Source organism: Aromatoleum toluvorans, from assembly GCF_012910905.1.
In the GTDB taxonomy this organism is placed as follows: Bacteria; Pseudomonadota; Gammaproteobacteria; order Burkholderiales; family Rhodocyclaceae; genus Aromatoleum; species Aromatoleum toluvorans.
In genome coordinates, this window is record NZ_WTVN01000005.1 from 114,447 (window position 1) to 138,168 (window position 23,722).

Consider the following 23,722-nt stretch of genomic DNA (forward strand, 5'->3'; position numbering starts at 1 on the left):
CTTTTGATTACGGAAAGGCCCGGGCCGCAGGCCGAATGAAACGGGGCGCCGACAGAACGGGCGGGTTCAGCCTTCCGCGCGCAGCGTGACGTCGCAGCCCAGGCGGGTGATGATCTTCTGCAGGCCGCGGCGCTCGGCAACGTTGATCACCAGCGGCGCCATGAAGTTCGCGCGCATGCCCGCGGTCACGGGACTGCCGGCCGCACCTTCCTCCTTGCGCACGATCACGGCGACGAAGGCATCGGCGGGGTTGGCGAGCTTGAGTTGCGCGGTTTCCGCGTCGCTGAGGCTGAACTCGTAGCTGACGCCCAGGCTGTCCGGCGCGGTGATCGAGAACACCGCTTCAGGGTTGTCCAGGCTCTGCAGCAGGAACAGCGACGAAGTCGAGTCCTGTTCGTGCACCAGCGCGAAGTTCTTGCACGCTTCGAAGCCGGGCAGGCCGGCCGGGAACTCGATCACCTTCTCATCGGGGATATCGATGCTGCCGAACACCTGACTTTCGATCTTCATGGAGCTCTCCTGTGATTGATCGGCCTGCGCGCCCGGCGGGTCGCGCGCGAGGCCGGCCGGCCGCGGTTCAGCCATTCGTCCACCGCAAGGGCTACTTGCGCGGAGGCAAGATCATGCCATCCAGCTTGCGTTCGCGGCGAACTTTTTCCTGTGCGGCGATTGCCGACTGCCGGTCCGGATAGGGGCCGAGCACCACGCGCGCCTGCAGGTGGGCAGGATAGCCCTTGCGTTCGAGTTCGCGACGCATGCCCTCGGCGTTGCCGGTGTCGAGGAACACGCCGAGCTGGATCAGGTAGCCGGGCCCGGGTGGCGGTTCGGTGTGCAGATGCGGGGCGGGCGCGGCGGTAGGCGGTGGGGCTTCTGCTCTGTGGGCCGGCTGCGTCTCGGCTGCGGGCGGGCCGGCCTGCGCCTCGACGGGCGGAGCCGGTGCGACGGCGGGTGATGCGGCTGCCGGAGCGGGCGCAGGCGCCGCGGCGGCTTCGGCGCTGCCGGGCGCGGGCTCCACCGGGGCGGCCGGCGCCGTGTCTACAGGTGATCCTTGCCCCGCTGTGCCGGATGCGGATTCCGCCGGCGCTGCGGCGACGTCCACCGGTGGCTCGGCGGTGCGCGTCTCCGTCACGGCGGGGAGGGCAACCGGAGCCGGCGGAGCGGCGGGCGGCTCGGGCACGGCATCGTCCTCGTCGACGAGCGCCAGCGACGCGGTCAGCACGAGGGCGGCAACGGCGGCGAGCAAGGCCCGCTGCAGCCTCGCCTTGCGCGGGGCATCGACGCCGGGCGCCGCCCGGTCGCCTGCTGCGAGCGACGCGCTCACGCTGCCGTCCCGGCGTCGCCGGCCTGGCTGCGAGCGAGCGACTGGACGAGTTCGGCCTCGGCGACGGTGATGCCGCAACGCTCGGCGATGGTTTCCGCATCCAGCCCGCGGCGTGCGAACACGAGCGCCTCGTCGTATTCGGGCGAAGCGCCGCGCGGCGCGACACTGGCATCGGCCTGTTCCTCAGGCGCCCGGATCTGCTCGCGCAACTCGTCGAGCGCGCGGCGCAGGTCCGCCAGCTCGGTGCGTTGCTGCTCGAGTTCGCGCCGCAACTGGCGGACTTCGAGCTCGTGCTGGAAGGCATCGGGCACGGGGCTCGCGCTTGCCACGGCGGGCGGCGGAAGGTCGAAGCGGTACAGCTCGCCCGCCTCGCCGGCCTCGTCTTCGTCGACCTTGCCCTCGGCGGTCCCAGGCTCGGCAATCGTCTCGCCCGGCTCCCCGCTCGCTGCGGATGCCGGAGCCCGCGGCACGCGCGAGACGCGGTAGAGCTGGTAGCCGATGTAGACCGCAAGCAGTGCGATTGCGGCGAGGATGATTTCACGCAGTCCCATTCGGCCTCGCGCGCGGGACAGGACAAGGATGATCGTGCATGACGGAAAGCAGCCCCGGACGGGCGCGGCGACGGAATAGTCGGGGATAATACTGGCGCCCCACTATCCCGACAATGCACATGGCCTTCGACTCCACCCTCGCCCTGTTCTGGCTCAAAAAGGCGATCTCCATCGCCGTGCAGCCGCCGGTCGCTCCCCTGCTGCTGATCGCCGCCGGCCTTGTCCTGGCGGCGCAGCGGCGCCGCGTCGGTTTCGCGCTGGCATGGGCGGGCGTCGCGGCCACGCTGCTGCTGTCGACACCGATGAGCGTCGGCTGGCTGCTGGCCGGCCTGGAGACGGCGCCGGTCGTCGACGTGGCCGGACTGCACCAGGCACAGGCCATCGTCGTGCTCGGGGCCGGCAAGCGGCGCAACGCGCCGGAATACGGCGGCGAGACGGTCAATCGCCTGGCGCTGGAGCGCTTGCGCTACGCGGCCCGCCTGGCGCGCACGACCGGGCTGCCGGTGCTCGTCAGCGGCGGTGCGCCGACCGGCAACGTGCCGGAGGCGATGCTCATGCAGGCTTCGCTGGAAGAGGATTTCCGCGTGCCGGTGCGCTGGGTCGAGAAGGCCTCGCTCGATACGCAGCAGAATGCCCAGTTCTCGGCCGTGCTGCTGGGTGCCGCAGGCGTGCATCGCATCGTGCTCGTGACCCACGCGGCGCACATGCCGCGGGCGCAGGCGGCGTTCGAGGACTCGGGACTGCAGGTCATCCCGGCGCCGACCGCCTGGCTGGGCGGCACGGGGGCGGGCGACCAGGCGCTGGGCGAGTTGCCCGGCCCGACCTCCGCCTACGCCGGCTGGTACGCGGTGCACGAATGGCTGGGGCTGCTGGCTTACCGCCTGACGCGGTGAGCGGGAACTGGCCGCCGGGAGCGGGATCACATCTTTCACGTTTGCGTTTCGATACCCGCCTGCCTATAGAAAGAAACTCAGGCGCCAAAAAAAGCGCGGCGGGCCTCACCGGAGGATGCAATGACGACCGACCGCATGTCCGCAGCACTGCCCACAGTCGAAACGATTGTCGTTCCGCGCGCGAGTGACCTCGGCGGCGGTTTCAAGGTCCTGCGCGCGCTCCCCTCCGCACAGCAGCGCATGGTCGGCCCCTTCGTGTTCCTCGACCAGATGGGGCCGGTGCAGCTCGATGCCGGCAGCGGTCTCGACGTGCGCCCGCACCCGCACATCGGGCTCGCGACCGTGACCTACCTGTTCGACGGCGAGATCCTGCACCGCGACAGCCTCGGCAGCGTGCAGCCGATCCGCCCCGGCGAGCTCAACTGGATGACGGCGGGCAGCGGCATCGTGCATTCCGAGCGCACGCCGCCCGCACTGCGCGCGGCCGGTCCCCGCATCTTCGGCCTGCAGGCATGGGTCGGACTGCCGGAGCGCGACGAGGGGATGGCCCCCGCGTTCGCGCACCACGGCGCGGCCGAGCTACCCGTCATCGCCGAACCGGGCATGCGCATCCGCGTGATCGCCGGCGAGATCTTCGGCGTGCGCTCGCCGGCCGAAACCCGCTCGCCGCTGTTCTACGCCGACGTCACGCTGGTGGCGCAGCAGCGCCTGCACGTCCCGCCTGAACATGAGGAACGGGCAGCCTACGTCGTCGAGGGCGCGGTGCGCATCGACGGGCAGGCCTACCCGCCCGGCCAGCTGCTGGTGTTCGCCCGCGGCGCCGACGTGACGCTTTCTGCGCTGGGGCCGACGCGCCTGATGCTGCTCGGCGGCGAGCCGCTCGACGGCCCGCGCTTCGTCTGGTGGAATTTCGTCGCCAGCACGCGCGAACGCATCGAAGAGGCCAAGGAGGACTGGCGCGCCGAACGCTTCACGCCGGTGCCGGGCGAAACCGAACGCATCCCGCTGCCCTGACAATCACAGCCCCACTCACGAGGAAACCACGATGAGCTCGATCCTGAACGAAGAAGGCCGCGACCTGCTGTTCCGCAATGCCCGCACCCACAACGCCTGGCTCGACAAGCCCGTCAGCGACGCGACGCTGCGCGAACTGTACGACCTGCTGAAATGGGGCCCGACCAGCGTCAATTGCTGCCCCGCGCGCATCGTCTTCCTGCGCACCCCCGAAGCGAAGGCGAGGCTGCTGCCCGCGATGGCGCCGGGCAACCTCGAGAAGACGCGCAGCGCGCCGGTCACCGCGATCATCGGCTACGACGGGCGCTTCTACGACATGCTGCCGAAGCTCTTCCCGCATACCGACGCCCGCGCGTGGTTCGTCGATACGCCCGAGCTCGCCGAAGTCACGGCGCGGCGCAACAGCTCGCTGCAGGGCGCCTACTTCATCATGGCCGCGCGTGCGGTCGGCCTGGATTGCGGTCCGATGTCCGGCTTCGACCAGGCGAAGGTCGACCACGAGTTCTTCCCCGCCGCGCCGAAGGACGGCAGCGAATTCAACCAGGAGTACTTCCCGGACAGCCACGTGAAGACCAACTTCATCTGCAACCTCGGCTACGGCGACGCGACGAAGCTCTACCCGCGCAGCCCGCGGCTCGACTTCGACGAGGCCTGCAAGCTGCTCTGAGGACGCCCGCGCTCGTCAGGCGCCGCGGAATCCCGGTTTGCGCTTCTCCAGGAAGGCCGTGATGCCTTCGACGAAATCGCCGGTCGCGCTGCAGCGCGCGAAGGCTTCGGCCTCGTTCTGCAGCTGCGATTCGAGCTTGTCGTCGAGCGAGCCGGCGAGCAGGCGCTTGATTTCGGTGTAGGCGTAGCGCGGGCCGTTTTGCAGGCGCGCGACGAGGGCGGTGGTTTCGTCATCGAGTTCGGCGGCCGGCACGACGCGATTGACCAGGCCGAGGCGCTGCGCCTCGGCCGCGTCGAAGCGCTCGCCCAGCAGCAGCAGCTCGGCCGCCTTGCGGCGTCCCACGATGCGCGGCAGGAAGTAGGACATGCCGCCATCGGCGGGCAGGCCGATCGAGGAATAGGCGGTCGTGAACTTCACGTTGTCGGCGCAGATCGCAAGGTCGCAGCCCAGCATCAGCGACAGCCCGAAGCCGGCGCAGGCACCGCGCACCTTGGCGATCACCGGCTGGCGCAGCGATTGCAGGATCTCCACGGACGGATTCACGTGCTTCTCGACGATCGCGCGGAAGGCCACCTTGCGGGCTTCCGGCCCCAGGTGGAATTGCGTCGCGAAGTCCTTCAAGTCGCCGCCGGCCATGAAATGGTCGCCAGCGCCGGTGATCACGACGAGATCGACATCCTGCAGATCACGCAGCTTGCGCACCGTGGCGAACAGGTCTTCCATCATCTCCACCGACAGCGCGTTGAGCTGCGCCGGACGGTTCAGCGTGAGCGTGGCGACGCGGTTGTCTACGTCGAGCAGTACGGTGTTGGCCATTCCATATCCCCCTGGTTCTGATTATTCGCCGGGCCGGTGGGACGCACACGGCGCAGCGGCCTTCGATGTTGGCTTTACTTTTTTAGTATGCCTGCGTGGCGACGGGGATGTGACATCTGCGTTCGCTGTGATCCGGCCGGAGCGGGGGCAGAGTGCAGGCCTGAAGGTCGTGGCCTGCGGCTGCCCTCGGTCGGCGTGCCCGCCGGGGCGGCGACGCAAACTCGGCCGCTGCGCGGCCTCAAACAGGCATCGCCTTGTTTCCCCGTCGGGCACTCCGCCCTCGGCACGACCCGACAGGCCCGCACTCCGCCCCCGCTCCGGCCTCGCGTCGGGGTTTTTCGAGGGCCGTAAATTCCCGGGTCAGAATCTTTACACGCGCTCGAACACTCCCGCCGCCCCCATGCCGGTGCCGATGCACATCGAGATCATGCCGTAGCGCAGGTTCGCGTCACGGCGCATCGCGCTCATCAACGTCGCGGTGCGGATCGCGCCGGTGGCGCCGAGCGGATGGCCCAGCGCGATCGCGCCGCCGAGCGGGTTGACCTTCGCGGGGTCGAGCCCGAGCTGCCCGATCACCGCGAGCGCCTGTGCGGCGAAGGCTTCGTTGAGCTCGATCCAGTCGAGCTCGTCCTGCGCGACACCGCCCGCAGCGAGCGCGCGCGGGATGGCCTCGACCGGGCCGATGCCCATCACCTGTGGCGGCACGCCGGCGACCGCGTAGCTGACGAAGCGCGCGATCGGCGTCACGCCGTGACGCTTGACTGCCGCCTCGCTCATCAGCAGCACCGCACCGGCGCCGTCCGACATCTGCGAGCTGTTGCCGGCGGTGACCGAGCCGCGCGCGGCGAACACCGGCTTGAGCTTCGCGAGCGCTTCCAGCGAGGCGTCCGCGCGCGGCCCCTCGTCGGTGTCGGCGACGTGCTCGATGACGCGCACCACACCGCCCTCGCCGGGCACATGGGTGCGCACGTGGTACGGCGTGATCTCGTCGCGGAAGAGGCCCGCCGCGATCGCGGCGCTGGCACGCTGGTTCGAGTGCAGCGCGAAGAGGTCCTGATCCTCGCGTCCCACCTTCCACTGCTGCGCGACCATCTCGGCGGTGAGGCCCATGCCGTAGGCGATGCCGATGTTCTCGTGCCTGGCGAACACGGCCGGGTTGAGGCTCACCTTGTTGCCCATGATCTGCGGCATCGCGCTCATCGACTCGGTGCCCGCCGCGATCATCACGTCGGCCTCGCCGAGCCGGATGCGCGCCGCGGCGTCCGCGACCGCCTGCAGGCCGGAGGCGCAGAAGCGGTTGATCGTGATCCCCGGCACGGTGTCCGGCAGGCCCGCCAGCAGCAGGCCGATGCGCGCGACGTTCATGCCCTGCTCGGCTTCCGGCATCGCGCAGCCGACGATGACGTCGCCGATCTCCCTCGCGTCGAGCCCCGGCACCTTCGCGACCACCGCCGCCAGCACGTGCGCGAGCATGTCGTCCGGGCGCACGCTGCGGAACATGCCGTTCCTCTTGGCGACCGGCGTGCGCGTCGCGGCGACGATGTAGGCTTCCTGAATCTGTCTGCTCATGTCGTTTTCCCCATCCGTTTCCGAGGGTTAGTTCCTGAGGGGCTTGCCGGTTTCGAGCGTGTGCGCGATGCGCTGCTGCGTCTTCTCCTGCTTCAACAGGTCGACGAAGAGCGCGCGCTCGACGTCGAGGATCCACTGCTCGGAGACGCGCGCATTGGTCTCGACCTCGCCACCGCACAAGGCGGTCGCCGCGGCCTTCGCGACCTTGTAGTCGTAGGGCGAGATGAAGCCGCCTTCGGCCATGTTCACGAGCATCAGCTCGCAGGTCGCGATGCCATTGCGGCCCGCGACGGTCACAGCGCGCTGCACCTGCGGCGGCCGGTAGCCGGATTCCGCCAGCGCGCGCGCGCGGCGGATGCCGACGTAGAGCAGCTCCTGCGGGTGGAAGACGACATCGTCCGTCGGCTTCGCGAAGCCGAGCTGCACCGCCTCCAGCGCACTCTTCGCGACGGTCGCCATCGCGATCGTCTGGAAGCTGTTCTGGATGTACGGGAAGACGTCGCCGCCCGCGGCCTTCTGCGCTGCGTAGTGAGCCTGCAGCGCGAACTCCTTGCTGCCGCCGCCCGCCGGGATCAGGCCGACGCCCGCCTCGACGAGGCCGACGTAGCTCTCCAGCGCCAGCACGCGGTGCGCCGAATGCATCGCGAACTCGCAGCCGCCGCCCAGCGCCATGCCCTGGATCGCCGCGACCACGGGCACCTGCGCGTGCTTGAGCGTCATCGACGCGCGCAGGAACTTCGCGACGGTGCGCTCCAGCGCGTCGAAGTGCCCGGCCTTGCAGGCCGCGACGACCTGATGCAGGTTCGCGCCGACCGCGAACGGCGCGGGATGCCACAGCACCACGCCGTCGAGATCGCGTTCGGCACGCGCCATCGCCTCGAGCAGGCCGTCCAGCACCTCGTCGCCGATCGCATGCTGCTTCGACCTGAAGGACAGGATGCCGATGCGCGCGTCCTGATCCGGGCGCGTCCATAGGCGCACGCCCTCGTTCTCCCATACGGTCTCGCCGCGCTCGGCAGGCGCCTCGCCCAGCACCTGCTCGGGGTAGAGCTGGCGCCGGTACACCGCCAGCGTCGAGCGCGGCTTCAGCGCCTTCGTCGTCGCCGAATACGAACCGCCCGCCTCGTGCACGCCCTTGCGCTCGAACACCCACGCCGGCAGCGGCACTTTCGCCATCGCCCGGCCGTGATCGATGTCGAGCTGGATCGCCTTGGCGATCTCGCCCCAGTCCGCCGCCTGCCAGGTCTCGAACGGCCCCTGCGACCAGCCGAAGCCCCAGCGCATCGCGAGGTCGATGTCGCGCGCGTTGTCCGCGATGTCCCCGAGATGCACGGCGCAGTAGTGGAACACGTCGCGGAACACGGCCCACAGGAATTGCGCCTCCAGCAGCTCGCTCGCCGCCAGCAGCGCGAAGCGCTCGACCGGGTCCTTCGTCTTCAGCATCGTCTCGACCGCGGGGATCACGTCGCCCGCGCTCGGGCGGTAACCCTGCGTCTTCAGGTCCAGCACCTGGATCTGCTTGCCTTCCTTGCGATAGATGCCGGCGCGCGTCTTCTGCCCCAGCGCGCCCTGCGCGATCAACGCCTGCAGCCACTCCGGCGACTTGAAGTGCGCATGCCACGGGTCGTCGGGCAGCGTCGCCTGCATCGTGCCGATCACGTGGGCGAGCGTGTCGAGGCCGACGACGTCGGCGGTGCGGTAGGTCGCGCTCTTGGGCCGGCCGATCAGCGGCCCGGTGAGGCCGTCGACCTCGTCGAAGCCCAGCCCGAGGCGCGCCGTGTGGTGCATCACCGCGAGGATCGAGAACACGCCGACACGGTTGGCGACGAAGTTGGGCGTGTCCTTCGCGCGCACGATGGATTTCCCGAGCCGCGTCGTCAGCCAGCTCTCGAGCGCATCGAGCATCGCCGCGTCGGTGTCGCGCGTCGCGATCAGTTCGACGAGCGACATGTAACGCGGCGGGTTGAAGAAGTGGATGCCGCAGAAGCGCCCGCGCAGGGCCGCCGGCATGCCTTCGGCGAGCGCGTTGATCGACAGGCCGGAAGTGTTCGACGCGAAGATCGCATCGGGACGGATGAAAGGCGCGACCTTCGCGTAAAGGTCCACCTTCCACTCCATCTTCTCGGCGATTGCCTCGATGATGAGGTCGCACTCGCGCAGTTTTTCGAGGTCGGCGCCGTAGTTCGCGGCGTCGATGAAGGCCGCGCGGTCCTTCGTCGCGAGCGGCGCCGGGTCCAGCTTTTTCAGCCCGGCGAGCGCCTTGTCGACGATCGCGTTCGGCTTGCCGTCCTTCGCCGGCAGGTCGAACAGCAGCACCGGCACGTCGGCGTTCGCGCAGTGGGCGGCGATCTGCGCCCCCATCACGCCCGCGCCGAGCACCGCGACCTTGCGGATGATGAAATTGCTCATGCCAAATCTCCGGTCAATGCCCATGACATACCGCCGGCGCGATCGCGGCCGACGGCGAATGCTGCCTTCTTCTTTTTAGCGGATGATTGCGGCGGATGCCGCGCGAAACGGGCGGCGACCGCATGCCGCCGCCGTCCGCCGGTCAGGCGCTCAGAACGCCATCGAATACTGCGCGCCGAGGAGCCACACGCTGGAGTCGTATTCGCCGGTCACGCGGCCGCGGCCGTCCGCGGTCTGGTCGTTGTCGATCCTGGTCTTGGGCACGATCAGATAGGCCACGCCGAGGTCGAGCGCGTTGGTCTTGCTGAGCTTCCACTGCGCGCCGGCGCTCAGCCAGGTGCGGTTGTTGTCCGGCAGCGACACGAGGCGGCGCTCCTTGTCCTTCACCGGTGACTGGTCGTAGGCGACGCCGAACTTCAGCTTCCACGCGTCGTTGAGCAGGTAGTTCGCCCCGAGCGCGACGCGCCACGTGTCCTTGAACTCGGTGTGCAGGGTCTGGGCGGTCGAACCGCTCAGCACGCCGGAAGTCCGCACGATGTCGACCTGCTTGACGCTGCTCCAGCCGGTCCACGACAGGTCGCCGAGCATTTCCCAGCGGTTGTCGAGCTTCTGCGCGACGCTGACGATGAAGGTGTCGGGCAGTTCGACATCCGCTTCGGCCTTGACCGAACGCAGGGTCGGCGCAAGTCCCGCCGCCGGCCCCGCGATCTTGAGGTCGCCTTTCAGCGTGTGATCGATCTTCGAGCGGTACGACATGCCGACCTTCATCGACGGCGACAGGGTGAACAGCGCGCCGACGTTCCAGCCCCACGCGTCCGAATCGGCCTCCAGGGTCGCGGTTGTCGCGTTCAGGCCGGGCACGCGCGAGATGCTAGTCGGCAACACGGTGGCGACGCGCTTGTATTCGGCCTCGAAGCGCTGCCAGTTCAGGCCGGCGCCGATCGACACCTTGTCGTTCACGCGCCAGGCAACGGACGGGTTGATGTTGATCGACTTCAGATCGAACTTGACCGCCTGCGCGCGACCGACCCAGTCGTCGTCATACTCGGTGACGAGGCCGAAGGGGGCGCCGATCCCCACGCCGAGATACAGATCCTTGTTCAGCGCCCATGACAGGTAGGCGTTGGGAATCGCCGCCCACGAGCCCGCGTCACCTCCGCCACCGGAAGTCGGAATGCGCGGCGCGTTCAGGACGACGGAGCCCTTGTTCTCGAAGTCGAAACTCGGCCGCACCGCCGCGACACCCACCGACACTTCGCGCGCCTGCAACTGCGTCATGCCGGCCGGATTGAAGAAGATCGTGCTCGCGTTCTCGGCGACCGCAGCCGAGCCCGCATAGGCGTTGCCGATGCCGCTAGCGTTCTGTTCGAGCAGCTGGAAGCCGCCCGCCGACGCGGCGCCGGAGCCGAGCGCGAGCAGCGCGGCGGGAAGCAGGCGGGCAATCGTCGTTTTCTGCATATGTCTCATCTCCTCGGATATTGTCTGTGCAACTTCGGCGCTGCCATTTCCGGACCCGCAGCGCGGTCTTCCCGGCCATCTGCGCGGGCCCCGGCGCCGACGGGGTCGCGCGAAAATCGATCGAATGCCGCTCAGGCGGGTGGAACCGGCCGCTTGTGTCCCTGCTCGTCGAGCGCGACGTAGGTCAGCGTCGCCTCGGTGACCTTCACGACCACCGGGTTCACGACGTCGCGCTCGGCATACACCTCGACATCCACGGTGATCGAGGTGCGGCCGACGCCGACGACCTCGGCATAGAAACTCACCAGGTCACCGACCGATACGGGCTGCCTGAAGGCGAAGGAATTCACCGCAACCGTCGCGACCCGGCTGCGCGCGCGACGGTGGGCGGGGATTGCGCCGGCGATGTCGACCATCGACATGATCCAGCCGCCGAACACCTCGCCGGCGGGATTGAGATCGGCCGGCATCGGCATCACGCGCAGGGCCGGCTGCTTGTGCCCGGGCAGACGCACCGGCTCGGCTACGGCTTCGCTCATCGGAGTTTCCTCATGCTCATCCTGCGTGGACAACAGCGCCAGGCCGCCCGGCCGGAACCTCGCCGGACGACGTTCCCCCCACTTCCGGGGCATGATACAGCGGCCCGCCGGTGAAGGGGGCGAAGCCGGTCCCGAATATCACACCGGCATCGGCGAGATCCGCATCCGCGACCACGCTGGCGTCCACGCAGCGCCGCGCCGCCGCGACGAGCGGGGCGACGATGCGTCCGGCGAGCTCCGGCGGGACGGCCCCGGCCGCGCCCTTCTGAACCTTGCCGTCCGCCCAGCGGTAGTAGCCCTGCCCGCTCTTCCTGCCCAGATGGCCGGCCGCGACCAGCTCCAGCAACCTGCGCGGCGGCTCCGCGCCCTCGTCGGCGAGCGCCTTGCCGGCGGCGACGGCGATGTCGAGGCCGACCGTGTCGACGAGCTCGACCGGCCCCATCGGCATGCCGAACGCGACGAGCGCCGCATCGACCGTCTCCGGCGCGACGCCTTCCTCGACGCAGCGCAGCGCCTCCAGCATGTAGGGACCGAGCACCGCATTCACGAGGAAGCCCGGCGCGCTCTTCACCGGCAGCGGCAGCTTGTCGAGGCGCCGCACGAAGGCCGCGGCGCGGCGCAGCGCCTCGTCGTCCGATTGTTCGCCGCGCACCACTTCCACGAGCGGCATCAGCGCGACCGGGTTGAAGAAGTGGATGCCGACGAGCCGGCGCGGGTCCGTCAGTGCGCTGGCGATGTCCTCGATGCGCAGGCTCGACGTGTTCGTCGCAAGCACCGCGTCGGGTTTGGCGCGCCGCTCGATGTCGGCGAACAGCGCGCGCTTCGCGCCGAGGTTCTCGAAGATCGCCTCGATCACGAGGTCCGCACGCGCGGCGCCATGCCCTTGCGGATCGGGAATCAGGCGGTCGAGCGCAAAGCGCACCTGGCGCTTGTCGCCGCGGAACTTGCGCTCGAAGAACTTCGCCGCACGCGCGATGGCCGGCGCGATGCGCTCGACCGACTGATCCTGCAGCGTCACCGTCATGCCGGCGAAGGCGCACAGCGCGGCGATGTCGCCGCCCATCACGCCCGCGCCGACGACATGCACGTGGCGCGGCAAGAAGTCGCCGCCTTTGCCATCTTGCTTGCCGAAACCCTTCAGGCGCTCCTGCAGGAAGAACACGCGGATGAGGTTCCTCGCGGTCGGCGAGCGGAAGATCGCCTCCAGCGAGGCCGGGTCGTCCGCGGGCACCGCGAGCGCGTTGCCGCCATGTTTCTGCCAGATGTCGAGGATCGCGTACGGCGCCGGGTAATGTTCGCGCGGCGCCTTCGCGGCGACCTGCGCGCGCGCCTTGTTCGCGACGACGGCCTTCAGCGGGCCGTTGAGGAGCTTCTGCACGAGCGGCAGCGTGCGTGCGGGCTGGCCCGACAGCACCAGCAGGCGCGCGGCGTTCTCCATCACGCGCGGCGGCACGCATTCGTCCGCGAGGCCCAGCGTCTTCGCGCGGCGCGCGTCGACGCTCTTGCCGGTGAGCATCAGGTCGAGGGCCGCCGCCGGGCCGACGACTTCGGGCAGGCGCTTCATGCCGCCCCAGCCGGGCACGATGCCGAGCATCACTTCGGGCAGCGCCAGCTTCGTCGCGGGCTCGTCGACGACGACGCGGTAGCGGCACGCGAGCGCGAGCTCCAGCCCACCGCCGAGGCAGTGGCCGCGGACCAGCGCGAGCGTCGGGAACTTCAGGCGCGCGAGCCAGTTGAAGAGCTCCCAGCCGCGCTGCACCAAGTCGCGCGCGCCCTGCGCCGAGTCGATGTGCGTGAATTCCTCGATGTCGGCGCCGGCGACAAAACCGGCCGGCTTGGCCGATGCGATGACGAGGCCCTTGGGCGGATCGGCTTCGAGTTGCGCGAAAGCGGCGGCCAACTCGTCGAGCAGTTCGCGCGACAAGGTGTTCGTGCTCGCCCCGGCGCGGTCGAGATACAGCCACACGAGGCCATCTTCATCGCCCTTGCGGGCGAGGACGAGGTGCTTGAAATCGCTCATCACAGCGCCTCCACCAGCATCGCGCCGCCCTGCCCGCCGCCGATGCAGATGCTGGCGACGCCGCGTTTCAGCCCTTGGCGGCGCAACACATTCAGCAGATGCAGCACGATGCGCGCACCGCTCGCGCCGACCGGGTGCCCCTGCGCGATCGCGCCGCCATCGATGTTGAGCTTCGCTTCGTCGAGGCGCCCGAAGGCATCCGGCAGCCCCAGTTCGTCGCGACAGTAGTCGGCGTCGTCCCACGCGCGCAGGCAGGCGATCACCTGCGCGGCGAAGGCCTCGTTGATCTCCCACGCGTCGATGTCGGCCAGCCCCAGGCTGTGGCGCTGCAGGATGGGAGTGACCGCATGCACGGGGCCGAGGCCCATCTGCGCCGGATCGAGGCCCGCCCACTGGCTGTCGGCGATGCGCCCGAGCGGCACGAGACCATGACGCGCGACTGCGGCTGCCGACGCCAGCACCAGCCACGCGGCGCCGTCGGTTATCTGCGAGCTGTTGCCGGCGGTCACGCGGCCGTACTTGCGGTCGAAGAAGGGTTTCAGCTTCGCGAGGTTCTCGGGCGTCGAATCCGCGCGCACGCCGTCGTCGTCCGCATACACGGCGCCGTTGCGACCGATCAGCGGCACGAGCTCCCCCGCGCCGAAATGCCCGGCCTCGCGCGCCGCCAGCACGCGGGCGTGGCTGCGCGCGGCGAAGGCGTCCATCTCGGCGCGCGAGATGCCGAAGCGGTGGGCGAGGTTTTCCGCGGTCTGGCCCATCAGCAGGCCGACCACGGGGTCGGTGAGGCCCTTCATGATGCCGATCACCGGCGCGAGATAGCCCGGCCGGAAGCGGCGCAGCGCGGCGACCTTGTCGGCGACGGTCCTGGTCGCATACCAGTCCGACAGCCAGCGCACCATTGCGTCCGAGAGCAGCAACGGCGCACGCGACAGCGCATCGACGCCGCCCGCGAGCACCAGCTCCGAGCGCCCCGCGCGGATGTTCATGATCGCCGAATCCAGCGCCTGCATGCCGGAAGCGCAGTTCCTCATCACGGTCCAGCCCGGCACCTTCTGCCCGCAGCCCATGCGCAGCGCGACGACGCGGCCGATGTTGACTTCGTCGGGCGACGGGCTCGCGCAGCCGAGGATCACCTCGTCGAGCGCGTCCGGCGCGAAGCGCTGGCGCACGAGCAGCGCCGCACCCGCGGCGGTCGCGAGGTCGGCGGCCGCGAACGGCCCCGGCGTGTTGCGCGACTTGAGGAAGGGCGTGCGCGCGCCGTCGATGATGTAGACGTCTCTCGTCATGCCACTGCCTTGACCGCTGCGGCCGCCTGCGGCTCGATCTGCGCGAGCGCAGCGCGCAGGCCGAAGTCGTAGGGGAAGTCGTCGACGCGGATCACCTTGTCGCGCAGTTCGCCGCGGCGCCGGAGCACGGCGAACTCGTCCGCGGTGATCACGCCGGCCTCCAGCGCGCGCTGCCAGACCGCATCGACGCCGCCGCCGACCAGCAGGCCCGGGTCGAAACGGCCTTCCTTCTGCGCACGGCGCACCTTGGCCTCGACCGGCTCGGCCGCGAGCGTCGCCGCCAGGGCGGCTTCGAGCGCACCGGCCGGTTCCTCGAGATCCGTCGGCAGATACACGTCCGAGGTGAGCCGGTCGCGCGTCGCCGACGGTTCGATCAGCAGCTTCGCGACCTCGTGCCCGAGCTGGTCGGACGGCACGACATAGGGCCGGCCGAGCGGGAACACGACGATGCGGCGCAGGAGCGTCGCGAAGAGCTTGTTCGGGAAGTTCGCGATCACGCCCTCGAACGCGTTCTGCGCCTTGAACATGCAGTCCCAGATCGCCCAGTGCATCAGCGGCGCATCCGCGGCCTGCCGCCCTTCGGCCTCGTAGCGGCGCAGCACCGCCGAGGCGAGATACATCAGCGACAGGATGTCGCCGAGGCGGGCGGAGAGCTTTTCCTTGCGCTTCAAGGCCCCGCCCATCGTGCCCATCGAGATGTCCGCGAGGAAGGCGAAGGCGGCCGAGAAGCGCGTGAGCTGCTGGTAGTAGCGCCGCGTTTCCGGCGCGACGTTCGCGGGCACGCCGACGAAATGCGAGCCGGTGATGCCCATCACCAGCGCACGCGCGGCGTTCGACACCGTGTAGCCGATGTGGCCCCAGAACGCCTTGTCGAAGGCACCGAGCACGTTGGCCTGCGCCGCGTGCATCTCGTCGAGCACGTAGGGATGGCAGCGGATCGCGCCCTGTCCGAACAGGATCAGGCTGCGCGTGAGGATGTTCGCGCCCTCGACCGTGATGCCCACCGGGATCTGCTGGTAGGCGCGCCCGAGCATGTTCTGCGGGCCGAGGCAGATGCCCTTGCCGCCGATCACGTCCATGCCGTCATTGACGGTCTGGCGCGCGCGCTCGGTGACGTGGTACTTGACGATTGCCGACACGACCGACGGTTTCTCGCCGAGGTCGATCGCGCCGGCCGTCATCACGCGCGCCGCGTCACTGAGATAGGTGTTCGCGCCGATGCGCGTGAGCGCCTCCTCGACGCCCTCGAAACGGCCGATCGCGGTCTTGAACTGGTAACGCACGCGGGCATAGGCGCCGACCGCGCGCGCGGTCATCTTCTGCATGCCGGTGTTGGAGCCCGGCAGCGAGATCGAGCGGCCCGCCGCGAGGCTCTCCATCAGCATGCGCCAGCCCTGCCCGGCCATCTTCGGCCCGCCGATGATGAAATCGAGCGGCATGAAGACATCCGTTCCGCGCACCGGTCCGTTCATCCAGATGCCGCTGAGCGGGGAGTGGCGGCGGCCGGTGTCGACGCCAGGATGCGCGGCCGGCACCAGCGCGCAGGTGATACCCAGGTCCGGCTCGGTGCCGAGCAGGCCGTCCGGGTCGTACAGGCGGAACGCCAGCCCGAACACCGTGCACACCGGCGCGAGCGTGATGTAGCGCTTGTCGAAGGACACGCGCATGCCCAGCACCTCGCGCCCCTGCCACTGCCCCTTGCACACCACGCCCGCGTCGGGGATCGACGCCGCGTCCGATCCTGCCCACGGACTGGTCAGCGCGAAGGCCGGGATCTCCTGCCCCTTCGCGAGGCGCGGCAGGTAGTGCGACTTCTGCTCCGGCGTGCCGTAGTGCAGCAGCAGTTCCGCCGGCCCGAGCGAATTCGGCACCATCACCGTGATCGCCGGGGCGGAGGCGCGCGTCGACAGCTTGGTCACGACCTGCGAGTGCGCGTAGGCGGAGAAGCCCTTCCCGCCATACTCCTTCGGGATGATCATGCCGAGGAAGCCCTTGTCCTTGATGTACTGCCACACCTCGGGCGACAGGTCCTGGCGCAGGTTGTCCTGCCAGTCGTTCGTCAGACGGCACAGCTCGCTCGTCTCGTTGTCGAGGAAGGCGCGCTCCTCGGCCGTGAGTTTCGGCCACGGATAGGCGAGCAGCTTCGACCACGCCGGCGCGCCGCGAAAGAGCTCGCCTTCCCACCACACGGTGCCGGCTTCCAGCGCGTCGCGCTCGGTCTGCGACATCGACGGCAGCGCCGCGCGGAAGGCGCGGAAGATGGGCGCCGTGACGAGCCCACGGCGCACCGGCTGCAGCAGGAAGATCGCCATCACGCCCGCATACACCGCCAGCACGGCCGCGACCGCCATCAGCCCCCAGCCGCCCGCCCAGCCGGCCGCCGCCAGCCACGCGAAGCCGGCGCCCGCCCAGGCAAAAAGAGGCGCTCGCCCGTAGGCGAGTGCGATTGCCAAGGGAGGGAGCAAAGCGATGAACCACCAGATCATTGTCGTCTCCTCGATCGTCTTGCCGATCTTCATCCAGGCCCGGCCGCCTCCGCTGGCGTCGCCGCGCTCTGCGGCGCGCTCGTCCGCCGGGCCGGACCGATCAATCCTTGCGCGCCGCCGTCCTCGCGCCGCGCTTCGCCGGCCCCGCCGGCTCCTCGCCGTTGTTCTCCGCCCCCGGCAGCGGCGCGCGCAAGCCGCCGAGCAGGAAGGACATCAGCCGCGGCATCAGGCGCTCCGGGTCCGCGTCGTCGAACTGGCCGGCAAAGAGCTGCAGCGCGTCCGTGCCGGCGATCGCGTACGACATCGCCCCCATCATGAAGTGGAAGCGCCACAGGATCTCGTCCCGCGGCACGTCCGGCAGCGCGCGGTACAGCGCCGCGAGGAAGCGCTCGACCGCCTCCGCGTACTCCTCGGCGAGGAACTGGCGCACGAAGCCGTTCGGCTCGGTATAGGTTCGACCGAGCAGGCGCATGAAAGTGTGCCCGCCGTTCGTCGTGTCGGCCGCCATCTCCAGCGCCGTGCCGAAGAAGGCCTGCACGATGCGGCTCGGCTTCAGCGGCGCACCGCCCGCTTCGGCCTCCAGCCGGTCGAGCGCCGCCAGCCGCCGGCGGTTGAGCTCGGTCAGCCGTCGCCGGAACACCTCCTGGATCAGCGCGTCCTTCGTGCCGAAGTGGTAATTCACCGCGGCGATGTTGGCGCCGGCCTGCCCGGTGATCATGCGCATCGAGGTCGCCTCGAAACCGTGCTCGACGAACAGCGCCTCGGCCGCATCGAGGATGCGGTCACGGGTTTCGGGGGCAGGTTGGCGATCGGTGGGTGCTCGCATGACAGACCATGAATCAAACGATTGTTTTAATCATACGTTTCATTGATGGGAAGTCAAGAAATTCTGATCCGGCCTTGTGGCACGCCTCACCCGTGTCAGGAGCGCGAATCGGGCGCCCGTGCCGCAATTGCCGTTCAGCCCGATTGCGAGGGCATGCCACGGCGCTCGCTCCATTCGCGGGCGGTGCGTTCGAGGTGCTGCAGGAAGACCGCCGCGACCGGCGAGAGGCGCTTGCCGCGCGGATGCAGCGTGAACCAGCTCGACTGGAGCGGGAAACCGGCGACGTCGAGGATCGACAGCTGGTCGTCCGCGGGCCGGGCCGCCAGGGCGTGACGCGAGATCACGGCGAGGCCGAGACCGCCGGCGACCGCCTGCTTGATCGCCTCGTTGCTGCCGAGTTCGAGGCGCAGCGCAGGGGCGAAGGCGTTGCGCGCGAAGTGCGCGTCGCACGCGAGGCGCGTGCCGGAGCCGCGTTCGCGCAGGATGAAGCGCTCGGCGGCGAGGTCGCCGAGTTCGAGCGGCCGGCCCGCCAGCCGGTGCTCCTCCGGGGCGATCACGACGAGCGGGTTGGGCAGGAAGGCATGCCGTTCGAGGTCGAGGTTCTCGGGCGGCATCGACATGATGTACAGGTCGTCGCGGTTTTCGCGCAGGCGGGCGGCAACGCCGTCGCGGTTGAGCACTTCGAGCGAGATGTCGATGTTCGGATGGTCCGCGCAGAATCTGCCCAGCAGGCGCGGCACGAAGTACTTCGCCGTGCTCACGAGCGCCACCCGCAGCCGCCCCCGCTCCAGCCCCTTCATCGCGTCGATCGTCTGCTCGAGCGCGAGCCACTCGTCGAGCATCGCCCGCGCGGTTTCGGCGAGCGCCTCGCCGGCCGCCGTCAGATGGAGGCGCTTGCCAACCTGTTCGTAGAGCGGCAGGCCGACGGCCTCGGCGAGCTCGCGCAACTGCATCGACACGGTGGGCTGCGTGACGTGGCAGGCCGCGGCGGCGGCGGTGACGCTGCCGTGCTCGGCGAGCGCCAGGAAGAGGCGCAGCTGGCGGAAGGTGGCATTCATAGAGTTTTATCTATGCACATCATCACGAGTATCGATTATTTATTATTTTTACCTCTCGGTAACATCACGGCTAACGTCAATTGTCAGCAGCCGAGCTGCGCCCCTCCATGAAAACCCATACGTCCGAAACCCAGGCCACCGTCACCCCCGCGCTTGCGCTGCAGTTCCTCAGGGAGGGCAACGCACGCTTCGTGAACAACCTGCGCATGAGCCGCGACCTGTTGCAGCAAGCCAACGCGACACGCGACGGCCAGTGGCCGTTCGCCACCATCGTCAGCTGCATCGACAGCCGCACTTCGGCCGAGCTCATCTTCGACCAGGGCCTGGGCGACATCTTCTCCGTGCGCATCGCCGGCAACGTGATCAACACCGACATCATCGGCAGCCTCGAATTCGCGTGCCACGTGGCCGGGTCGAAGCTCATCGTGGTGCTCGGCCACACCTCGTGCGGCGCCATCAAGGGCGCGTGCGACCACGTGGAGCTGGGCAGCCTGACCGAGCTGCTGTCGAAGATCCAGCCGGCCGTGTACGAGGAGAGCCGGACCCCGGATCCGGCGCAGCGCAACTCGAAGAACATCGCGTTCGTCGAGAACGTGGCCGACCTGAACGTGCGCCGCTCGGTGCGCTCGATCGTGAACCGCAGCTACATCCTCGAGCACATGATCGGCGCCGGCAAGGTGGGCATCATCGGCGGCAAACACGACCTGGCCAGTGGCGAGGTGACGTTCTTCGACGACACCTGGTTGCACGACAACACGTCGCTGCAGTTCATCGCCGGCTAGCGCCGCCGCCGGGCTGGCCGAACGCGAGCCGTGCCGTGACCGGAAAGTGGTCGGAGGGATAAAGCCGGCCCGCGCACCACGTGTCGGCACCGGCCGCATCGGTGCGAAAGTGCGGCGAGGCAAGGATCCAGTCGACGGCCTCGCGCACCGGGGCGCGGCCGTAGTCGTGATAGGTGCCGACGGCCGTTCCCGCCTCCTCCAGCACTTCCCGCAGCGCGCCGGCGGCGGTCAGCTCGCGGAACGGGACCGAATCGCGTTCGGCGTTGAAGTCACCGGTGACGATCAGGCCCTCGTCCGGCGGCAGCGCCTGTGCCCAGTCGCGCAGCTGCCGCGCCGACTCCTCGCGCGCCGTGCCCTGGTAGTCGAAGTGCGTGTTGAGGAAGGTGAAGGGACACCCGCTGCCGTCGCGCGGTGCGAGCCGCACCCAGCTCGCGGTGCGCGGATAGGCCGCCCCCCAGGATTGGCGTCCCGGCGTTTCGGGCTCGTCGGCAAGCCAGAAGTGGCCGCGCGCGCGTTCCGCGAAGGCGGAGCGACGGTACAGCAACGGCGCCATTTCGATCGCGGAATCGCCGTCGCCCTGCCGCTGCACGCCGACGAACTCATAGTCCGGCAGCGCCGCGCGCACGTAGGCAGCCTGCTCGTCGTCGCGGCACTCCTGCAGGCCCAGCAGATCAGGGTCGAAGGCGCGGATGCGCTCGATCACGAGCGCCTTGCGCCGCGCCCACGCGTGCTCTCCGTCCGGCGCCGAGGCGCAGCGGATATTGAAGGACATCACCCTGAGTTGCATGGCCACCTCCGCGACGGTCCCGCGATGCGCATCCGGCCGGGGCCGCTTCGGGCACCTGCTGCCTGGATCACGCCTCATCGGGGTCCGATTGCGATAGTCTAGGCGCTGTCACACCACTTTCACGCGATCGAGGCGGCCAGATGATCGATGCAGCGATGCTTGCCGGCGAGGCGGCCGGGCAGCGCCCGCGCGCGGCCCCCTGTCCGCACGGCGGCGGCACGCCGATCCCGCCCGGCGCGGACCCGGCGGAAGACGACTGATGCTGCCCGCCGAACTGCCGCCGGAATCCCGGCCCGCGTCGCCGAGCCACGCGGTGCGGCAGTTCGCCCGCCTTGCGCTGCCTTACTGGAAGTCCGAGCGGCGCTGGCGCATCGGGGGCATGACCTTGCTGTTCCTGCTGCTCACGATCGGGCAGGTCGTGCTGGTGATGTGGACGAGCTACTGGAACCGCGCCTTCTTCGACGCGCTCGAAGCCCGCTCGCTCGACGCGCTGCTGCAGCAGATCCTCACCTTCACGCTGATCCTCGCGCTGACGATGGCCGTCACCGCGTGGCACATGCACGTGAAGCGCTGGCTGCAGCTCGACTGGCGGCGCTGGCTCACCGCAAACCTCGTCGACCAGTGGATGACACGCTCGCACCACTATCGCCTGCAGTTCATCAAGGGCGAACACGACAACCCCGACCAGCGCATCGCCGAGGACATCCGCATCGCCACCGAGGCGGCGGTCAGCCTTGCGCATTCGCTGACCTACTCGCTGCTCGTCGGCTGGGGCTTCATCGCGATCCTCGCGGAAGTCTCGGGCAGCGCACCGATCCCCGGCAGCGAGCTGGAGGTTCCCGGCTACATGGTGTTGCTGGCCTTCGCCTACGCGGGCGGCGGCGCGACGATCGGCTACCTGCTGGGGCGCCCGCTGGTGCGCGCGACGAACCGGCTGCAGAGCCTGGAGGCGAACCTGCGCTTCAGCCTCGCGCGGGCGCGCGAGAACGCCGAGGCGATCGCGCTGACGCACGGCGAGCGCATGGAACGGCGCGGCGCCGTGCAGCGCTTCGGCGACGTCGCACGCGGCTGGAACCGCCAGACGCTGGCCTACCTCGGCATCGTCTCGTTCTCGACCGCCTACGGCAACCTGATGCCGATCTTCCCCATCCTCGTCGCCGCACCGCAGTTCATCGCCGGCGCGCTGACGCTGGGCGGCCTGATGCAGTCGGCGCAGGCCTTCGAGCGGCTGGCCTCGGCGCTGTCGTGGCCGATCGACAAGCTGGGCGAGATCGCGATGTGGCGCACGTCCGCGGGCCGCGTCGTGAACCTGCACGAAGACATGCTGCGCCTGGACGTCATCGACGGCGCGAGCGAAACGGCGCAGGTCAGGATCGGGTATACGACGCGGCCGGAACTGCACCTGCAGGGCCTGACGCTGGTCACGCCGGGCGGCGAGCCGCTGATCCGCAACCTGGACCTGCGCGTGCGGCGCGGCGAGCGCATCCTGATCGTGGGCGACGCGCACGTGACGCTCGCGCTGTTCAAGGCGGTGGCGGGACTGTGGCCATGGGGCAGCGGCAAAATCAACCTGCCCGAAGGCCAGGAGGTGGCATTCCTGCCGCAGCGCCCCTTCCTGCCGGCCAGCACGCTGCGCACGGTGCTGTGCTACCCGCACCCGCCCGAACGCTATGCGACGCCGGATCTGTACCGCGCGCTCGAATGCGCGGGCATCGACTGGCTCGCCCCCCGGCTCGACGAGGCCGACGACTGGAACCACGTGCTGCCACTGCGCGCGCAGCAACGCCTGAGCACCGCCCGACTGTTCCTGCAGCGTCCCGCCTGGGTATTCCTCGAAGACACGACCGACGCCTTCGACCCCAAGGGCGAAGCGCGCATCATGGAAATGCTGCACCACGAGATGCCCGACATGAGCCTGCTGTCGGTGATGCGGCACAGCGGGCTGGCACATTTCTTCCACCGGCGCATCGAGCTGCACCGCGGCAGCACGGATGGCGCGGCAGAAGCGTCCCCGGTGCTCGCCCCGGCCGCCCCCTCAGCCGAACTCGGACGCTAGCCAGCCGTACTGCGACGGCAGCCAGCCGCGTTCGACACAATCGCGGAAGCACCACGCCGGCGTGGTCTCCGTCTTGTAGCTCCAGAAAAACCAGCCGAGGTACTTCTCGAAGGTCAGCAGCTGCGCCGCCGCGTAGCCGCGGTTCGCGACGTCCTGCTCGAACGCGTCCATGTGCTCCAGGGCGTGATTGAACGGCCCCTCGGCCCACAGCGACACGACGCGCAGGTCCAGCCCCAGGCTCCATTCGCCGCAGATCGCCGGCAGGCCCAGCCCGGTGATGATCGCATCGGCCTCGTCGCGCCATTCGCCGCCGGCCTTCGCCATGTGGGCGAAGATGTCCGAATCGATGTCCCGGCGGTCGAAGCACTGGTAGCGGTGCAGGTCGAACATCACGTTGCGGAACACCGGCGCCTGCAGGAAGCCGACGTACTCGCGGAAGGAGCGGAAGCCGTCGTGAACCACCACGGCGACGCGCTCGGCCGGGCAGTGCCGGCGGATGCGCGCGTAGGCCTCCGTGTAGAAGTCCTTGAGGTAATCGGTCGGCACGTCCCAGCGCGGCTCGTTGAGGCATTCGATCGCGTACAGCGCGGGATGATCGCGGTAGCGCCGCGCCATGCGTTCGAGCACCGACAGCGTGTGCTCGCGGTATTCCGCCTGCGTGTGCCACTCGCACACGTTGAGGATGCCGCCGTTGTCGAAGCCGTTCTGGCAGCCGGGCGCCGCGTGCAGGTCCAGCATCACGCGCAGCCCGAACTCGGCGGCCCAGTCCATCGCGCGGTCGAGCACGTCGATGCCGCCGTCGACGAACGGATGCGGGTTCGCGCCGTAAGCGCGGTGGTAGGGGTAATCCGGGCCGAAGATCCAGTGCCCGAACGGAATGCGCACCGCGTTGAGGCCGCGCTCGGCGATCCACGCGAAGTCCTCGCGCGTGATCCAGCGCTCCCAGTGCGCGCGCAGCCGTTCGGCGGCGGCCGGCCCCAGTTCTGCGCAGAAGCTCGTCTCGTCGGTCGCGGCCAGCCCCTCGAAGAGGCTGGGCACCATCCACCGCTCCAGCAACAACCAGCTGCCGAGATTGACGCCACGCAGTTCCGGACTCACCAGATCCATGTCTTCGCCTCCCTTCCCGGTTGTCGCGCCCCATCGCGCTGGACGTGGCGCGGGACGAGATCCCACCCTGAAACTCT

Annotated in this window: 20 protein-coding genes; 5 read left to right on the top strand and 15 right to left on the bottom strand. The window is 69.4% G+C overall.

The window, feature by feature from the left end:
- Positions 1 to 66 precede the first annotated feature (66 nt).
- From fliW to GPA22_RS05385, 3 genes are all read right to left on the bottom strand, one after another.
- Complete coding sequence (gene fliW / locus GPA22_RS05375; protein ID WP_169255064.1) at positions 67 to 510, bottom strand: flagellar assembly protein FliW; 444 nt, start codon at positions 508 to 510, stop codon at positions 67 to 69.
- 91 nt (positions 511 to 601) lie between these two features.
- On the bottom strand, positions 602 to 1,321 hold the full coding sequence (locus GPA22_RS22895) for an SPOR domain-containing protein (protein ID WP_169255065.1): 720 nt from the start codon (positions 1,319 to 1,321) through the stop codon (positions 602 to 604).
- The gene (locus tag GPA22_RS05385; RefSeq protein WP_169255066.1) at positions 1,318 to 1,872 is read right to left on the bottom strand and encodes a DUF2802 domain-containing protein; all 555 of its coding nucleotides are present in this window, start codon (positions 1,870 to 1,872) and stop codon (positions 1,318 to 1,320) included. Before GPA22_RS05385 ends, GPA22_RS22895 begins: the two co-directional genes overlap by 4 nt.
- A 119-nt stretch (positions 1,873 to 1,991) precedes the next feature.
- Here GPA22_RS05385 and GPA22_RS05390 point away from each other — a divergent pair, with 119 nt between their 5' ends.
- The 3 genes from GPA22_RS05390 to GPA22_RS05400 all read left to right on the top strand — a co-directional run bounded on the left by GPA22_RS05390 (position 1,992) and on the right by GPA22_RS05400 (position 4,446).
- On the top strand, positions 1,992 to 2,765 hold the full coding sequence (locus GPA22_RS05390; protein ID WP_169255067.1) for a YdcF family protein: 774 nt from the start codon (positions 1,992 to 1,994) through the stop codon (positions 2,763 to 2,765).
- 120 nt (positions 2,766 to 2,885) lie between these two features.
- Positions 2,886 to 3,779: a pirin family protein gene (locus GPA22_RS05395; RefSeq protein ID WP_169255068.1), complete on the top strand. Its 894-nt coding sequence runs from the start codon at positions 2,886 to 2,888 to the stop codon at positions 3,777 to 3,779.
- Between the two features lie 31 nt (positions 3,780 to 3,810).
- On the top strand, positions 3,811 to 4,446 hold the full coding sequence (locus GPA22_RS05400) for a malonic semialdehyde reductase (protein ID WP_169255069.1): 636 nt from the start codon (positions 3,811 to 3,813) through the stop codon (positions 4,444 to 4,446).
- Between the two features lie 15 nt (positions 4,447 to 4,461).
- Here GPA22_RS05400 and GPA22_RS05405 read toward each other — a convergent pair whose 3' ends face one another.
- The 10 genes from GPA22_RS05405 to GPA22_RS05450 form a co-directional block, all read right to left on the bottom strand.
- The gene (locus tag GPA22_RS05405; protein WP_169255070.1) at positions 4,462 to 5,262 is read right to left on the bottom strand and encodes an enoyl-CoA hydratase/isomerase family protein; all 801 of its coding nucleotides are present in this window, start codon (positions 5,260 to 5,262) and stop codon (positions 4,462 to 4,464) included.
- 369 nt (positions 5,263 to 5,631) lie between these two features.
- Positions 5,632 to 6,831: an acetyl-CoA C-acyltransferase gene (locus GPA22_RS05410; RefSeq protein ID WP_169255071.1), complete on the bottom strand. Its 1,200-nt coding sequence runs from the start codon at positions 6,829 to 6,831 to the stop codon at positions 5,632 to 5,634.
- Positions 6,832 to 6,858: 27 nt separating this feature from the next.
- A complete protein-coding gene (locus GPA22_RS05415; protein WP_169255072.1) occupies positions 6,859 to 9,240 on the bottom strand; it encodes a 3-hydroxyacyl-CoA dehydrogenase/enoyl-CoA hydratase family protein in 2,382 nt (793 codons plus the stop codon).
- Positions 9,241 to 9,390: 150 nt separating this feature from the next.
- Positions 9,391 to 10,698 (bottom strand): OmpP1/FadL family transporter, encoded by a 1,308-nt coding sequence (locus GPA22_RS05420; protein ID WP_169255073.1) that lies wholly within the window; start codon positions 10,696 to 10,698, stop codon positions 9,391 to 9,393.
- 131 nt (positions 10,699 to 10,829) lie between these two features.
- Positions 10,830 to 11,237, bottom strand: coding sequence for an acyl-CoA thioesterase (locus GPA22_RS05425; RefSeq protein ID WP_169255074.1), 408 nt, complete (start codon positions 11,235 to 11,237; stop codon positions 10,830 to 10,832).
- Between the two features lie 16 nt (positions 11,238 to 11,253).
- Positions 11,254 to 13,257, bottom strand: coding sequence for a 3-hydroxyacyl-CoA dehydrogenase NAD-binding domain-containing protein (locus tag GPA22_RS05430; protein WP_169255075.1), 2,004 nt, complete (start codon positions 13,255 to 13,257; stop codon positions 11,254 to 11,256).
- Positions 13,257 to 14,543, bottom strand: a complete 1,287-nt coding sequence (locus GPA22_RS05435; RefSeq protein WP_169255076.1) for an acetyl-CoA C-acetyltransferase — start codon at positions 14,541 to 14,543, stop codon at positions 13,257 to 13,259. Before GPA22_RS05435 ends, GPA22_RS05430 begins: the two co-directional genes overlap by 1 nt.
- Complete coding sequence (locus GPA22_RS05440; RefSeq protein WP_169255112.1) at positions 14,540 to 17,029, bottom strand: acyl-CoA dehydrogenase; 2,490 nt, start codon at positions 17,027 to 17,029, stop codon at positions 14,540 to 14,542. The genes GPA22_RS05435 and GPA22_RS05440 overlap by 4 nt, the downstream gene beginning before the upstream one ends.
- Before the next feature lie 100 nt (positions 17,030 to 17,129).
- The gene (locus GPA22_RS05445) at positions 17,130 to 17,855 is read right to left on the bottom strand and encodes a TetR/AcrR family transcriptional regulator (RefSeq protein ID WP_169255077.1); all 726 of its coding nucleotides are present in this window, start codon (positions 17,853 to 17,855) and stop codon (positions 17,130 to 17,132) included.
- A gap of 134 nt (positions 17,856 to 17,989) precedes the next feature.
- Positions 17,990 to 18,913 (bottom strand): LysR family transcriptional regulator, encoded by a 924-nt coding sequence (locus GPA22_RS05450; RefSeq protein WP_169255078.1) that lies wholly within the window; start codon positions 18,911 to 18,913, stop codon positions 17,990 to 17,992.
- A gap of 107 nt (positions 18,914 to 19,020) precedes the next feature.
- On the opposite strand from GPA22_RS05450, the gene GPA22_RS05455 reads away from it, so the two are divergent.
- On the top strand, positions 19,021 to 19,695 hold the full coding sequence (locus tag GPA22_RS05455) for a carbonic anhydrase family protein (protein WP_169255079.1): 675 nt from the start codon (positions 19,021 to 19,023) through the stop codon (positions 19,693 to 19,695).
- On the opposite strand, the gene GPA22_RS05460 is transcribed toward GPA22_RS05455, so the two are convergent.
- Complete coding sequence (locus GPA22_RS05460) at positions 19,682 to 20,482, bottom strand: endonuclease/exonuclease/phosphatase family protein (protein ID WP_169255080.1); 801 nt, start codon at positions 20,480 to 20,482, stop codon at positions 19,682 to 19,684. The two genes, GPA22_RS05455 and GPA22_RS05460, sit on opposite strands and share 14 nt — an antisense overlap.
- Before the next feature lie 259 nt (positions 20,483 to 20,741).
- On the opposite strand from GPA22_RS05460, the gene GPA22_RS05465 reads away from it, so the two are divergent.
- Positions 20,742 to 22,538: an ABC transporter ATP-binding protein/permease gene (locus GPA22_RS05465; protein ID WP_169255081.1), complete on the top strand. Its 1,797-nt coding sequence runs from the start codon at positions 20,742 to 20,744 to the stop codon at positions 22,536 to 22,538.
- Here the strand turns inward: GPA22_RS05465 and GPA22_RS05470 are convergent.
- Positions 22,518 to 23,645 carry a glycoside hydrolase family 5 protein gene (locus GPA22_RS05470; protein WP_169255082.1) on the bottom strand — a complete coding sequence of 376 codons (1,128 nt, stop codon included), beginning with the start codon at positions 23,643 to 23,645 and terminating at the stop codon, positions 22,518 to 22,520. The genes GPA22_RS05465 and GPA22_RS05470 overlap by 21 nt on opposite strands.
- Positions 23,646 to 23,722 lie beyond the last annotated feature (77 nt).

Coding starts and splice junctions, on each gene's coding strand:
- fliW (WP_169255064.1), bottom strand. CDS start 510: ATGAAGATCGAAAGTCAGGTGTTCGGCAGCATCGATATCCCCGATGAG.
- GPA22_RS05395 (WP_169255068.1), top strand. CDS start 2,886: ATGACGACCGACCGCATGTCCGCAGCACTGCCCACAGTCGAAACGATT.
- GPA22_RS05445 (WP_169255077.1), bottom strand. CDS start 17,855: ATGCGAGCACCCACCGATCGCCAACCTGCCCCCGAAACCCGTGACCGC.
- GPA22_RS05390 (WP_169255067.1), top strand. CDS start 1,992: ATGGCCTTCGACTCCACCCTCGCCCTGTTCTGGCTCAAAAAGGCGATC.
- GPA22_RS05410 (WP_169255071.1), bottom strand. CDS start 6,831: ATGAGCAGACAGATTCAGGAAGCCTACATCGTCGCCGCGACGCGCACG.
- GPA22_RS05430 (WP_169255075.1), bottom strand. CDS start 13,257: ATGAGCGATTTCAAGCACCTCGTCCTCGCCCGCAAGGGCGATGAAGAT.
- GPA22_RS05455 (WP_169255079.1), top strand. CDS start 19,021: ATGAAAACCCATACGTCCGAAACCCAGGCCACCGTCACCCCCGCGCTT.
- GPA22_RS05405 (WP_169255070.1), bottom strand. CDS start 5,262: ATGGCCAACACCGTACTGCTCGACGTAGACAACCGCGTCGCCACGCTC.
- GPA22_RS05385 (WP_169255066.1), bottom strand. CDS start 1,872: ATGGGACTGCGTGAAATCATCCTCGCCGCAATCGCACTGCTTGCGGTC.
- GPA22_RS05425 (WP_169255074.1), bottom strand. CDS start 11,237: ATGAGCGAAGCCGTAGCCGAGCCGGTGCGTCTGCCCGGGCACAAGCAG.
- GPA22_RS05470 (WP_169255082.1), bottom strand. CDS start 23,645: ATGGATCTGGTGAGTCCGGAACTGCGTGGCGTCAATCTCGGCAGCTGG.
- GPA22_RS05435 (WP_169255076.1), bottom strand. CDS start 14,543: ATGACGAGAGACGTCTACATCATCGACGGCGCGCGCACGCCCTTCCTC.
- GPA22_RS05400 (WP_169255069.1), top strand. CDS start 3,811: ATGAGCTCGATCCTGAACGAAGAAGGCCGCGACCTGCTGTTCCGCAAT.
- GPA22_RS05465 (WP_169255081.1), top strand. CDS start 20,742: ATGCTGCCCGCCGAACTGCCGCCGGAATCCCGGCCCGCGTCGCCGAGC.
- GPA22_RS05460 (WP_169255080.1), bottom strand. CDS start 20,482: ATGCAACTCAGGGTGATGTCCTTCAATATCCGCTGCGCCTCGGCGCCG.
- GPA22_RS05415 (WP_169255072.1), bottom strand. CDS start 9,240: ATGAGCAATTTCATCATCCGCAAGGTCGCGGTGCTCGGCGCGGGCGTG.
- GPA22_RS05450 (WP_169255078.1), bottom strand. CDS start 18,913: ATGAATGCCACCTTCCGCCAGCTGCGCCTCTTCCTGGCGCTCGCCGAG.
- GPA22_RS05440 (WP_169255112.1), bottom strand. CDS start 17,029: ATGATCTGGTGGTTCATCGCTTTGCTCCCTCCCTTGGCAATCGCACTC.
- GPA22_RS05420 (WP_169255073.1), bottom strand. CDS start 10,698: ATGCAGAAAACGACGATTGCCCGCCTGCTTCCCGCCGCGCTGCTCGCG.